This is a genomic window from Pseudomonas salmasensis, from assembly GCF_014268375.2.
Classification (GTDB): domain Bacteria; phylum Pseudomonadota; class Gammaproteobacteria; order Pseudomonadales; family Pseudomonadaceae; genus Aquipseudomonas; species Aquipseudomonas salmasensis.
This window is the reverse complement of sequence record NZ_CP077083.1, coordinates 3,256,247-3,267,993: the sequence shown is the minus strand read 5'-3', so window position 1 is coordinate 3,267,993 and position 11,747 is coordinate 3,256,247. Positions and strand designations below refer to the sequence as shown.

Genomic DNA, 11,747 nt, shown 5'->3' with positions numbered 1-11,747 from the left:
CCATGGGACAGCGTACGCCTCTGTATGACCTGCATCTCGCCCTCGGCGCGAAAATGGTCGATTTTGGCGGTTGGGATATGCCTTTGCATTACGGCTCGCAAGTTGAAGAACACCATCAGGTGCGACGCGACTGCGGGGTCTTCGATGTATCTCATATGACCGTGATCGATGTCACCGGCCTCCAGGCCAAGGAATGGCTCCAGTACCTGCTGGCCAATGATGTCGACCGACTGCACGGCTGTGGCCGAGCCTTGTACAGCGCCATGCTCAACGAGCAGGGCGGAGTGGTGGATGACATGATCGTCTACCGCACCGAAACCGGTTACCGCCTGGTGGTCAACGCCGCCACGCGCGATCAGGACATGGCCTGGATGCAGGCGCAACTGGGCAGCTACGCAGTGCAACTGCATGAGCGCTCCGAGTTGGCCATGCTCGCCATCCAAGGCCCCCACGCCCGGCAAAAAATCGCCGAACTGGTGACCCAGTCCCGTGGCATCCTGATCCATCAGCTCAAACCGTTCGAAGGCCGGGCCGACGGCGACTGGTATATCGCCCGCACCGGCTATACCGGCGAAGACGGCCTCGAAATCGTGCTGCCGGCCGATCAGGCGCCGGGTTTTTTCAACGACCTGGTGGGCGCCGGCATTTCCCCTATCGGTCTCGGTGCGCGCGACACCTTGCGCCTGGAGGCCGGCATGAACCTGTATGGCCAGGATATTCACCAGGCCGTCTCACCCCTGGCGGCCAACATGGCCTGGAGTATCGCCTGGGAACCTGTCGAGCGTAACTTCATTGGCCGCGCCGCGTTGGAAGCAGAAAAGGCGGCCGGCGTGCAGTTCAAACTGGTGGGTCTCGTCCTCGAGGAACGTGGGGTGCTGCGTGCTCATCAGGTGGTTCGTATCGCCAATGTTGGCGAAGGAGAGATCACCAGTGGTAGTTTCTCGCCTACGCTAAGCAAATCCATTGCGCTGGCGCGTGTGCCGACGGCGACTGCCGACCGGGCCGAAGTGGAAATCCGCGGCAAGTGGTATCCGGTTCGAGTGGTCAAACCGACCTTCGTGCGCCATGGCAAAACCTTGATCTAACCAATTCCGGCAGGCCAAAGGCCGCTGACATTTCATCTTGAGGACACAGACTATGAGCAATATCCCTGCCGACCTGCGTTTTGCCGAAAGTCACGAATGGGCTCGTCTGGAAGCTGACGGCACCGTGACCGTCGGGATCTCCGACCATGCACAGGAAGCTTTGGGTGATGTGGTGTTTGTTGAGTTGGCGGAAGTAGGTGCCAATTTTGAAGCGCAAGGCCAGGCGGGTGTGGTTGAGTCGGTGAAAGCCGCCTCGGATATCTACTCGCCGGTTGCCGGCGAAGTGATTGCTGTCAACGAAGAGCTGAGTGGCAGCCCTGAGCTGCTGAACTCTGACCCGTATGGCGCGTGGATCTTCAAGCTCAAGCCAAGCGACAAGGCCGAGCTGGACAAGCTGCTGGAAGCCGCCGGCTACAAAGCCGCCATCGGCGAATAAACCCCATAGTTGCAACGACACAAATCAATGTGGGAGCTGGCTTGCCTGCGATTGGATCACCCGGGTATCACCGATACACCGAGGTGCCAGCATCGCAGGCAAGCCAGCTCCCACAGTTGATTTGTTGTGATCAGTCTCTTTTCAATACAGCTTTAACCGCCGCTACAGCCCGCTCCACATCCGCCTCTGTCATCGCCGTGAACATCGGCAACGACACGATCAAACGCCCAACACGCTCTGCCACCGGGAACATGCCTTCCTTGAAACCCTGTGCCCGATACAGGCTCAGCAGGTGGATCGGCGGGTAGTGATAGCCGATACCCACGCCGTGGGCCTGCATCTTTTCCATGAACGTCGCACGGGCCGGCAGGCCATCCTGGCGCTCTGGCAACACCAGTTGGAACAGGTGCCAGTTGCTGTTTTCGAAGTCTGCCGGCGGCAGTTGCGCGCCGTATTGGGCTTCGAAATCGCTGCCCAAGCATTTGAAGTAGTGACGTGCCAGGTTCTGACGATGGGTGGTGATCTTCTCGATGTGCGCGAATTGCCCCAGGCCGATGGCGGCGGCAATGTCGGTCATGTTGAACTTGCCCCCCAGCACATCCACATCCAGGCCATCGAAGCCGCTGCGGGTGACGCCTTGCAGGCGGTACTTCTCGGCCAGACGGGCCTCCTCGGCATTGTTCAACACCAGGCAGCCGCCTTCGGACGACGTGATGTTCTTGTTCGCCTGGAAGCTGAAAGACACGAAGTCGCCCGTTGCGCCGATACGCTCCCCATCCCAGCTGGAACCCAGGGCCTGGGCAGCATCTTCGACAATGCGCAGGTTGTACTTGTTGGCCAGCGCGTAGAGCATCGGCATATCCAGGGGCAAGCCGGCCAGGTAGACCGGGATAATCGCCTTGGTGCGCGGGGTAATGGCGGCTTCCACCTGGGCCAGGTCGATATTGCGCGTCACCGGGTCGATGTCGGCAAAAACCGGAGTGGCGCCGACTTCGAGAATCACGTTGGCCGTGGCAACCCAGGAGATTGGCGTGGTGATGACTTCATCCCCAGGCCCGATCCCGGCGATGCGCAAGGCGATCTCCATGGTGCAGGTGCCCGAGTTGAAGGTGCGCACCGGACGGCCGCCAAAATACGCCGACAACTGTGCTTCGAACGCCTGCACCTTTGGCCCGCTGGTGATCCAGCCGGAACGCAGAACATCACCGACCGCCGTGATGGTGGCTTCATCAATGGTCGGTTTGGAAAACGGCAGGAAGGGCTGTTGGCTCATGACGAAGAAGGCATCCGTTTCAGGTAGGCGATGAAAAATACAGGTGTCAGTGGGGCATGGTTGCACGCTGAGACTGAATATAGCCTGTCATCCATGAACGATTCGTCATGCAGCAGGCAAAAAAATGCCGCTTGAAAAAGCGGCATTTTTTATGAGGGCAGTTGTTACTCGGTGACAGCATTCTTCGCCAGGATGGCGTTAGCCAGTTCCATGTCCGTGGCTTGGAGGCCAGGGTTGTCGGCGCGGACCTTCTGCATCGCCGCTTCCAGGTACGGGCCGCGAATGCCGCCGTCGCTGGCGACGAAGCTGCCTGCGTCGTCCTGGGCGGCGACCACCAGCTTGTGGTCCTTGAACGTCAGGTAAGTCGAGCCAGTGGTGGCGCCCGACGAGATGACATTACGCCAGAAGCTATCGGCCATGGCTGAGCCGACAGGTAGGGAAAGCACAGCGAGGGTTGCGACAGCATATTTGAGACGCATGATGGGTGACTCCGGTGGGTTATCTGTACGTTTTGATTGTAGTTAACCCGATCCAGTTCCATCACTGACTAAACAGTTTCAACCTTTAAAATCACCCCATCCTGCCCAACCACGCGGACTTGAGCGCCCACGGGGGCGTCGGCACCGGTGACCATCCACACGCCATCGCCGACTTTGACCTTGCCGCGACCATCCACAATGGCTTGATGCACCACGAAAGTGCGCCCCACCAACTCTGAACCGCGCTCGTTCAACCCCGGTTGATCACTGGCCTTGGCACTGCTGCGCTGGCGTTTCCACCAGTACACGGCGGTCAGTATCGACAACATCGCAAACAGCAGCAGTTGCCATTCCAGCCCAAGCGGTGGGAACACGAACTTGATCACGCCCACGGCAGCGGCGGCGATGCCCATCCAGAGCAGGTAGCCTCCGGCACCGAACACCTCGAGAATCAACAGCACGGTGCCCAGTGCCAACCAGTCCCAGAACGACAAATGCAGCAAAAAGTCCCACATGGTGTTGGCCTCAGCCTTTCTGGTTGCCGAAGGTTGCCTTGACGATTTCGCCGATACCGCCCACGGCGCCAATCACCTGGCTGGCTTCCAGCGGCATCAGGATGACCTTGCTGTTGTTGGCCGACGCAAGCTTGCCCAGGGCGTCGATGTATTTTTGCGCGACGAAGTAGTTCACCGCCTGCACGTTGCCCGACGCAATGGCTTCGGACACCACTTGTGTCGCCCGCGCTTCGGCTTCGGCCTGGCGCTCGCGTGCCTCGGATTCCAGGAACGCGGCCTGGCGGCTGCCTTCGGCTTCAAGGATTTGCGCCTGCTTTTTGCCTTCCGCTGTCAAGATCGCCGATGCCCGCAGGCCCTCTGCTTCGAGGATCTGTGCACGCTTGATTCGCTCGGCTTTCATCTGGCCGGACATGGCGGCCATCAGGTCGGCGGGCGGGCTGATGTCCTTGATCTCGATACGGGTGATCTTGATGCCCCATGGCGCTGTGGCTTCATCCACGGTGCGCAGGAGTTTTTCGTTGATGCCGTCACGCTGGCTCAGCATGGCGTCCAGCTCCATGGAGCCGAGTACGGTACGGATATTGGTCTGCAGCAGGTTGCGGATAGCATGTTCGAGGTTGTTGACCTCATAGGCGGCCTGGGCGGTATTGACCACCTGGAAGAAGCAAACGGCATCGATCTGCACGGTGGCATTGTCGGCGGTGATGACTTCTTGAGGCGGGATATCCAGCACGCTTTCCATCACATTGATCTTGCGACCGATGCGGTCCATGACCGGGATGATGATATTCAGGCCAGGCTTGAGGGTGTTGGTGTAGCGGCCGAAACGCTCGACGGTCCATTGGTAGCCCTGGGGCACCACTTTGAAGCCCATGAACAGGATGGCGATGGCCAAGCCCACGAAAAGAAGCAGTACGGTTCCGATCTGCATAGCGATTCCCTATCTGAAGGTGTCAGTGAACGACATTAGGCCGATTGTAACGGTCTGGTCACGGATAAAGACGGTTTCATGGCCCCGCAAACAAAGGATTTGTTTCTGAATCCCCTGGCGTGACCCGTAATACCTCCGTCATCGTGGTCAGCCCGGCCTTCACTTTCTCGATGCCGGCCATGCGCAGGCTGCTCATGCCCTGCGCCAGTGCACCACGGCGCAGGGCTTGTACGTCCGCACCGGGTGTGACCAGCGCCTGAAGGGCTGGGTCCATGAGCATGATTTCATACAGCCCAGCCCGGCCTTGATAACCGCTGTCACGGCATTGCGCACAGCCGACAGCATCAAAGCCGCCAGCGTCCTCCTGGCCCACGGGGCGCTTGCAGTGGCTGCACAGAACGCGCACCAGGCGCTGCGCCATCACGCCTATGAGCGTGGCTTTGATCAAATAGTGAGCAATGCCCAGCTCCTGCAGGCGGCTGATGGCGCTGGGCGCATCGTTGGTGTGCAGGGTCGATAGCACCAGGTGCCCGGTCAGCGCGGCTTGGATAGCCATCTCTGCGGTTTCCTGGTCGCGGATTTCGCCGATCATGATGATGTCCGGGTCCTGGCGCAGCAGGGCGCGGATACCGCTGGCGAACGTGAGGTCGATGTTGTGCTGGACCTGCATCTGGTTGAAGGCGGGCTCGACCATTTCAATCGGGTCTTCCACCGTGCACAGGTTGACCTCGCGGGTCGCCAGTTGCCTGAGGGTAGTGTAGAGGGTGCTGGTCTTGCCTGAGCCGGTCGGGCCGGTGACGAGGATGATGCCGTGGGTGCGTCGCGTCATGGCGTGCCAGCGTTGTTGGTCGGCATTGGACAAACCCAACTGGTCAAAATCCTTGAGCAGCACCTGCGGGTCAAAAATTCGCATCACCAGCTTTTCGCCGAATGCCGTGGGCAGGGTCGAAAGCCGCAATTCCACTTCGATACCTGCAGGGTTCCGGGTCTTGACGCGGCCATCCTGGGGTTTGCGTTTCTCGGCTACGTTCATGCGCCCCAGGCTTTTGAGGCGGCTGACCACGGCCATGGTGACCTGCGGGGGAAATTGATAGACGTCATGCAGCAGCCCATCAATGCGAAAGCGCACCCGGCCCTGGTCGCGGCAGGGCTCGATATGGATATCGCTGGCCCGTTGGCCAAAGGCGTATTGCAGCAGCCAGTCGACGATGTTGACGATATGCGCGTCGTTGGCATCCGGCTCCTTGTCACTGGCGCCGAGGCTGAGCAAGTCGACATTGCCAGGCGCCGTCATCTTTTGATCCGCACCGCTGACGGACTTGGCCAAGCGGTAAAACTCGTTGGTACAGCGCCGGATATCCCGGGGGTTGGCAACCACGCGCTTGATTGTGCGTTTGAGTACCTGGGACAGCCCGGCTTCCCAGGTGGTGATATGGGGTTGGGCACTGGCGACCGTTACGCTGTGGGCATCCACGGCGACTGCAAGAATGCCGTGGCGCTGGGCAAAGGCGTGGGACATCAAGGGCACCACGGCCGCCACGTCGATCTTCAACGGGTCGATGCGCAGGTAAGGCTGGCCGACCTGGCGGGCCAGCCATTGGGTCAAGGTCTCCAGGCAAGGACCCTGGGCTGCGATGCATTCCAGGGGATGCTGGCTGGCGGGCGCTGGCACTACCTTTTGCGCCGCCTGCGCCGTGATCAGCCCTTGCTCGACCAACGCCGGCAACAATTGCTGCAGTTCCAAGGGGTGATCGTGGGCGACGACGGGCATGCAGGTTTTCCTGGGCGGCTTGGGGTGTAATCCCAGGCTAGCCAGCCGCTGAAGATCCTGCTTGCGCGTGTATTGCAGGTTTTTACTGCGCCATCGCCGCCAACGCTTGAGGTCGCTCGGAATCAGCCGACCACAGCTCCAGGGTGCAGACGCTGATCAGGTTTCGAATCTTTTCACCGATCACCTGGGCGCGGTGCCAGCTCAGGCCGGTCATCACGATATCGATGCTCAGCAGGTCGGCTTCCCGGTTCACGCTGACTTGGGTGGGCGTAAGCAATTGCAGCGCGAAGTAGTTCAGCACCCGGCACAGCACGTCCGGTTCAGCCTCGGCGACGATGTGATAGTGCGCCTGGCAGTGGTTGCTATTGGCCGCCCACGCATCGACGCGGGTGGCAGGGTAGGCGGTTTCGACGGCGTGCATGCTGACTCTCCAAATTCGACTGGAGGAATTTTTACATTCGCCTCGGGAGATTTCTTATCTAAGATGAGCCTGTTTGGCGATAAATCGACTCAATCAATTCAAGATCAGCCTATTAATGGGTACGTTTATGCACAGTGAGTTGGACGCCTACGACCGCCGCATCCTGGCCTTGCTGCAAGAGGATGCCTCGCTCTCCAGCGCACAGATTGCCGAGCAGGTCGGCCTGTCGCAGTCGCCATGCTGGCGGCGCATTCAGCGGCTCAAGGAGGAGGGCGTGATCCGCGGCCAGGTCACCCTGCTGGACCGCAAGAAAATCGGGCTCAACACGCAGATTTTCGCCGAGGTCAAACTCAACGCTCACGGCCGCTCCAATTTCACCGAGTTCACCGAGGCGATTCGCGGGTTTCCAGAAGTGTTGGAGTGCTACGTGCTGATGGGGGCGGTGGATTTTCTGCTGCGTATCGTCACCTCGGATATCGAGGCGTATGAGCGGTTTTTCTTCGAGAAGTTGTCGATGGTGCCGGGGATTCAGGAGGTCAATTCGATTGTGGCGTTGTCGGAGATCAAGTCCACCACCAGCCTGCCAGTATTGCGCTTGTAGGAGCGAGCTTGCTCGCGAAGAACGTTAACGATAACGCGGGAAGCCTGGCTCCCCACATTGCTCTCGGGTTTTTCGCGAGCAAGCTCGCTCCTACAGGTAGAGGGACTTACAGGCGCAGAAGGGTCTTCCAGGCACGATTCTGATACACCGCAATCGCCTGGTGCATACGCGCATCCAGGGATTCATCGGTAATCGGCTGGTTGGCCAGGTGCGCCAGCTTGTTCAGCTCGCCGTACAAGCGGTCCAGTTCAGGAATGTCCACCACGTGGCGTGCATGGTGCAGCCAGGCCTGGATGCGTTCGATGCGCGGCAGTTGCTCGGCGAGGTCTTCCGGCTGCTGCTGGTAGCGCTGCAGTTGCAGGGCGACGGCGTCGTCGGCCAACAGGCGTGGCAGCCAGTTGGTGATTTGCGCAGCGCCCTGGCGGTTACCACGCACGTTACGTTCGGCCGTCCAGGTGCGAGCCAGCAACCAGCGCGAGAGGTTGAGTGAGAACAGGCCCCAGCGCACGTCTTGCAGCTCTTCGATGAACTGCTCGGGCGCGGCTTTGCGGATGTCTTCATCGTCGTCACCGGCCTGGACCAGCGGGCGCCAGTCTTCCAGCAACGCATCCAGGGCGCTGCGCAGTTCGCTGGTGGATTGGCGCGGCGCGGCCTGGCCGAGGCTGCCGATCAGGGCGCGCAATTCACCGAGGTTCTCGACCCAGTCTTGCAGCAGGCGCCAGTGGCCGTTGAAGCGGTACTGCTCGGCCAGGCGCTGGCTGCTGCCCAGCAGGTGCCACAGGATCGCGGCGAACGCATCGTCCAAGGGCATTTCGGCGTGAATCTGTGGCGCCGGCAGGCTCAGGGAGTAGCTGCTGGCGTCATACAAGCGATAGCCGCGTTCGGCCTTGCTGATGTCGCACGGCATCAGGGCCAGGGTTGCGGCCAGTTCGGCGGCCAGCTCCAGCAGGGCTGCCGGTTCGCCTTCGCGCAGTTCCAGTTCCAGCTCGCAGATTTCTTCTTTCTGCTTGCCGACCACCACGTGGCCCAGGTCCAGGGCGGCTTCGATCACCACCTTGGCCTTGCCACGGCCCCAGGCGATTTCGGCGCGTTCACGCACGAAGTCGGTGGTGAAGATTGGCTTGAGGGTCTTTTTGTCCAGCTCGGCCAGTTGCTCGGGCCAGCACTCGCCATCGAGTTTCTTCACGTCGAGCTTGGCTTTGGGCAGGTCCCAGTTGTATTCGTTGCGTTCCGACAAGCCGGCGACGCTTTGGCCACGAGTTTTGAGGGTCTGGATGATGTCGTCACCGTCCTTGCGCAGGCGCAGGGCAACCTTGGCCTGGGCCAGGTCACGCTCGGGGGTGTCGAAGTACTGGTTCATCAACTCACGGCGTTCCCAGCCACTTTTGTTGCGTTTTTTCAGTAACGGGTGCTCACGCAACGCGGCGAGTGTTTCGCGGCTGACGCGTAGCTTGATTTCGGTTTCTTTCTGCATGGCCGGAAAATCCAGGATCGGGAGCGCAGCCGGGGAAAAGTGTGGCTGCCAAGGTCGTGCAGTGTACAGGACTGAGCCCGGCAACGCGCCGCAACGGTTTATTGTGTTGCGCAGATGCCTCTATAGTGAGGTTCATCCGGGAAGTTGGGAGACCGCGCATGCCGTTACCGTCCATGAAAGAGCAGTTCGCCGCCTTGATCGCCGCGCCGTCGGTGAGTTGCACCCAGGCGTCTCTCGACCAGAGCAACCGCCCGGTGATCGACCTGCTCGCCGCATGGCTGGGCGACTTGGGCTTTGCCATCGATATCCAACACGTCAGCCCCGGTAAGTTCAACCTGTTGGCCAGCTTCGGCAGCGGCCCTGGTGGCCTGGTACTGGCGGGGCATAGCGATACCGTGCCGTATGACGCGGCGCTGTGGAAAGCCGACCCGCTCAAGCTGACGGAAGTCGATGGCCGCTGGGTAGGGCTGGGCAGTTGTGACATGAAGGGTTTCTTCGCCCTGGTCATCGAAGCGGTGTTGCCGCTGCTCGACCAACCCTTCAAGCAGCCGCTGTTGATTCTTGCCACCTGTGACGAGGAAAGCTCCATGTCCGGTGCCCGTGCGCTGGCCGAGGCGGGGCGCCCGCTGGGTCGCGCGGCGGTGATCGGCGAGCCGACCGGGCTCAAGCCAATCCGCCTGCACAAAGGCGTGATGATGGAGCGCATCGACATCCTCGGGCGCAGCGGCCACTCGTCGGACCCAAGCCTAGGCCATAGCGCCCTGGAAGCCATGCATGACGCCATCGGCGAACTGCGCGGCCTGCGCCTGGCCTGGCAGCGCGAGTACCGCAACGCACAATTCAGCGTGCCGCAGCCGACCATGAACTTCGGCTGCATTCACGGCGGCGACAACCCCAACCGCATCTGCGGCCAATGCTCCCTGGAGTTCGACCTGCGCCCCCTGCCGGGCATGGACCCCGAGGTGTTGCGCGCAGCAATCCGCCAGAAGCTCGAACCCGTGGCCGAGCGGCATAAGGTCAAGATCGACTACGCGCCGTTGTTCCCCGCAGTGCCACCCTTTGAGCAGCCCGAAGACGCCGAGTTGGTGCGGGTGGCGGAACGTTTGACCGGTCATCGTGCCGAAGCAGTAGCGTTCGGCACCGAAGCGCCTTATCTTCAGCGCCTTGGTTGCGAAACCCTGGTGCTCGGCCCTGGCGATATTGCCTGCGCCCACCAGCCTGGCGAATACCTTGAAATGTCACGCTTGACGCCTACAGTGCGTCTATTGCGGGAACTGATCGAACACTACTGCCTGAAACCTGCATAAATTTGCCCCTGCCCATTCGTACATAAGGAGAGTGAGCGTGTCGCCAAGCCTGTTCCGACGATAACCATCAGCCGCTGTGCGCTTTCACGATTGATCCTTTATTTGGCTGCTTTTTATTACAGGCCCAGGTGTTATGCCCGAATACGTCAATTGGCTTCGTCACGCTTCGCCCTACATCAACGCCCACCGCGACTGCACCTTTGTGGTCATGCTTCCCGGCGATGGTGTGGACCACCCCAACTTCGGCAATATCGTCCACGACCTGGTGCTGCTCCACAGCCTGGGTGTGCGCCTGGTGCTGGTGCACGGCTCGCGCCCGCAAATCGAAACCCGCCTTGAAGCACGCGGCCTCACCCCGGCTTACCACGAAGGCTTGCGCATCACCGATGCCGCCACGCTGGAGTGTGTGATCGACGCGGTGGGGCATTTGCGTATTGCCATCGAGGCGCGCTTGTCCATGGACATGGCGTCATCGCCGATGCAGGGCTCGCGCCTGCGTGTGGCCAGCGGCAACCTGGTTACCGCACGGCCAATCGGCGTGCTTGAAGGCGTGGACTACCACCACACCGGCGAAGTGCGCCGGGTCGATCGCAAGGGCATCAACCGCTTGTTGGATGAACGCTCTATCGTGCTGCTGTCGCCCCTGGGGTATTCGCCCACCGGCGAGATCTTCAACCTGGCCTGCGAAGACGTCGCCACCCGCGCCGCCATCGACCTGGGCGCCGACAAGTTGCTGCTGTTCGGCGCCGATCCCGGTCTGATCGATGAGAACGGCCGTCTGGTGCGTGAATTGCGCCCACAACAAGTGCCTGCGCACTTGCAACGCTTGGGCAGCAACTATCAAGCCGAACTGCTCGATGCTGCTGCCGAAGCCTGCCGGGGTGGAGTAGGGCGCAGCCACATCGTCAGCTACGCCGAAGATGGTGCCTTGCTTACCGAACTGTTCACCCGCGATGGTGGCGGTACGCTGGTGGCCCAGGAACAATTCGAACTGGTGCGCGAAGCGGCGATTGAAGACGTCGGCGGCTTGCTCGACCTGATCAGCCCGCTGGAAGAGCAGGGCATTCTGGTGCGCCGTTCGCGGGAAGTGCTGGAGCGGGAGATCGAACAGTTCAGCGTGGTCGAGCGCGAAGGCATGATCATCGCGTGCGCAGCGCTGTATCAGATCGCGGATTCGGATGCGGGCGAGCTGGCGTGCCTGGCAGTGAACCCGGAGTACCGCCACGGCGCGCGCGGCGATGTGTTGCTCGAACGCATCCAGACCCGGGCACGCGCCCAGGGCTTGAAAACCCTCTTTGTACTCACCACCCGTACGGCACACTGGTTCCGCGAACGCGGCTTTGTGCCCAGCAGCGTGGACCGCCTGCCGTCGGCGCGGGCGTCGCTGTACAACTATCAGCGTAATTCCAAGATCTTCGAAAAGGCTCTGTAACCCCGGCCCTTAAGAATGCTGC

At 60.9% G+C, this 11,747-nt stretch carries 12 protein-coding genes; 5 read left to right on the top strand and 7 right to left on the bottom strand.

Annotated features, from left to right (window positions below):
• Positions 1 to 2: 2 nt before the first annotated feature.
• Together gcvT and gcvH are read left to right on the top strand one after the other, a co-directional pair.
• Entirely contained in the window at positions 3 to 1,085 is a 1,083-nt protein-coding gene (gcvT, locus tag HU731_RS14720) for a glycine cleavage system aminomethyltransferase GcvT (RefSeq protein ID WP_186607013.1), read from the top strand.
• A 52-nt stretch (positions 1,086 to 1,137) separates the two neighbouring features.
• Complete coding sequence (gene gcvH / locus HU731_RS14715; RefSeq protein WP_186607012.1) at positions 1,138 to 1,521, top strand: glycine cleavage system protein GcvH; 384 nt, start codon at positions 1,138 to 1,140, stop codon at positions 1,519 to 1,521.
• A 130-nt stretch (positions 1,522 to 1,651) separates the two neighbouring features.
• Here gcvH and HU731_RS14710 read toward each other — a convergent pair whose 3' ends face one another.
• From HU731_RS14710 to HU731_RS14685, 6 genes are all read right to left on the bottom strand, one after another.
• Positions 1,652 to 2,794 (bottom strand): DegT/DnrJ/EryC1/StrS family aminotransferase, encoded by a 1,143-nt coding sequence (locus HU731_RS14710; protein WP_186607011.1) that lies wholly within the window; start codon positions 2,792 to 2,794, stop codon positions 1,652 to 1,654.
• A gap of 164 nt (positions 2,795 to 2,958) precedes the next feature.
• A complete protein-coding gene (locus tag HU731_RS14705; RefSeq protein ID WP_003176799.1) occupies positions 2,959 to 3,273 on the bottom strand; it encodes a DUF2388 domain-containing protein in 315 nt (104 codons plus the stop codon).
• 68 nt (positions 3,274 to 3,341) lie between these two features.
• A complete protein-coding gene (locus tag HU731_RS14700) occupies positions 3,342 to 3,788 on the bottom strand; it encodes an NfeD family protein (RefSeq protein ID WP_032894621.1) in 447 nt (148 codons plus the stop codon).
• Between the two features lie 10 nt (positions 3,789 to 3,798).
• A complete protein-coding gene (locus HU731_RS14695) occupies positions 3,799 to 4,719 on the bottom strand; it encodes an SPFH domain-containing protein (RefSeq protein WP_003195285.1) in 921 nt (306 codons plus the stop codon).
• A gap of 76 nt (positions 4,720 to 4,795) precedes the next feature.
• Complete coding sequence (locus HU731_RS14690) at positions 4,796 to 6,490, bottom strand: GspE/PulE family protein (protein ID WP_186607010.1); 1,695 nt, start codon at positions 6,488 to 6,490, stop codon at positions 4,796 to 4,798.
• Positions 6,491 to 6,572: 82 nt separating this feature from the next.
• Complete coding sequence (locus HU731_RS14685; RefSeq protein ID WP_186607009.1) at positions 6,573 to 6,911, bottom strand: ACT-like domain-containing protein; 339 nt, start codon at positions 6,909 to 6,911, stop codon at positions 6,573 to 6,575.
• Between the two features lie 127 nt (positions 6,912 to 7,038).
• Between HU731_RS14685 and HU731_RS14680 the strand changes: the two genes are divergently transcribed.
• Positions 7,039 to 7,512, top strand: a complete 474-nt coding sequence (locus HU731_RS14680; protein WP_056783155.1) for an Lrp/AsnC family transcriptional regulator — start codon at positions 7,039 to 7,041, stop codon at positions 7,510 to 7,512.
• Between the two features lie 106 nt (positions 7,513 to 7,618).
• On the opposite strand, the gene HU731_RS14675 is transcribed toward HU731_RS14680, so the two are convergent.
• A complete protein-coding gene (locus HU731_RS14675; RefSeq protein ID WP_020301821.1) occupies positions 7,619 to 8,986 on the bottom strand; it encodes a CYTH domain-containing protein in 1,368 nt (455 codons plus the stop codon).
• A gap of 158 nt (positions 8,987 to 9,144) precedes the next feature.
• Here HU731_RS14675 and argE point away from each other — a divergent pair, with 158 nt between their 5' ends.
• Positions 9,145 to 10,293, top strand: a complete 1,149-nt coding sequence (argE, locus tag HU731_RS14670; RefSeq protein ID WP_186607008.1) for an acetylornithine deacetylase — start codon at positions 9,145 to 9,147, stop codon at positions 10,291 to 10,293.
• Between the two features lie 133 nt (positions 10,294 to 10,426).
• Positions 10,427 to 11,725 carry an amino-acid N-acetyltransferase gene (gene argA, locus HU731_RS14665; protein ID WP_003195273.1) on the top strand — a complete coding sequence of 433 codons (1,299 nt, stop codon included), beginning with the start codon at positions 10,427 to 10,429 and terminating at the stop codon, positions 11,723 to 11,725.
• Positions 11,726 to 11,747: the final 22 nt, after the last annotated feature.

Excerpts from the sequence above, each read along its gene's own strand:
- gcvT (WP_186607013.1), top strand. The coding sequence starts at position 3 with ATGGGACAGCGTACGCCTCTGTATGACCTGCATCTCGCCCTCGGCGCG.
- gcvH (WP_186607012.1), top strand. The coding sequence starts at position 1,138 with ATGAGCAATATCCCTGCCGACCTGCGTTTTGCCGAAAGTCACGAATGG.
- HU731_RS14710 (WP_186607011.1), bottom strand. The coding sequence starts at position 2,794 with ATGAGCCAACAGCCCTTCCTGCCGTTTTCCAAACCGACCATTGATGAA.
- HU731_RS14705 (WP_003176799.1), bottom strand. The coding sequence starts at position 3,273 with ATGCGTCTCAAATATGCTGTCGCAACCCTCGCTGTGCTTTCCCTACCT.
- HU731_RS14700 (WP_032894621.1), bottom strand. The coding sequence starts at position 3,788 with ATGTGGGACTTTTTGCTGCATTTGTCGTTCTGGGACTGGTTGGCACTG.
- HU731_RS14695 (WP_003195285.1), bottom strand. The coding sequence starts at position 4,719 with ATGCAGATCGGAACCGTACTGCTTCTTTTCGTGGGCTTGGCCATCGCC.
- HU731_RS14690 (WP_186607010.1), bottom strand. The coding sequence starts at position 6,490 with ATGCCCGTCGTCGCCCACGATCACCCCTTGGAACTGCAGCAATTGTTG.
- HU731_RS14685 (WP_186607009.1), bottom strand. The coding sequence starts at position 6,911 with ATGCACGCCGTCGAAACCGCCTACCCTGCCACCCGCGTCGATGCGTGG.
- HU731_RS14680 (WP_056783155.1), top strand. The coding sequence starts at position 7,039 with ATGCACAGTGAGTTGGACGCCTACGACCGCCGCATCCTGGCCTTGCTG.
- HU731_RS14675 (WP_020301821.1), bottom strand. The coding sequence starts at position 8,986 with ATGCAGAAAGAAACCGAAATCAAGCTACGCGTCAGCCGCGAAACACTC.
- argE (WP_186607008.1), top strand. The coding sequence starts at position 9,145 with ATGCCGTTACCGTCCATGAAAGAGCAGTTCGCCGCCTTGATCGCCGCG.
- argA (WP_003195273.1), top strand. The coding sequence starts at position 10,427 with ATGCCCGAATACGTCAATTGGCTTCGTCACGCTTCGCCCTACATCAAC.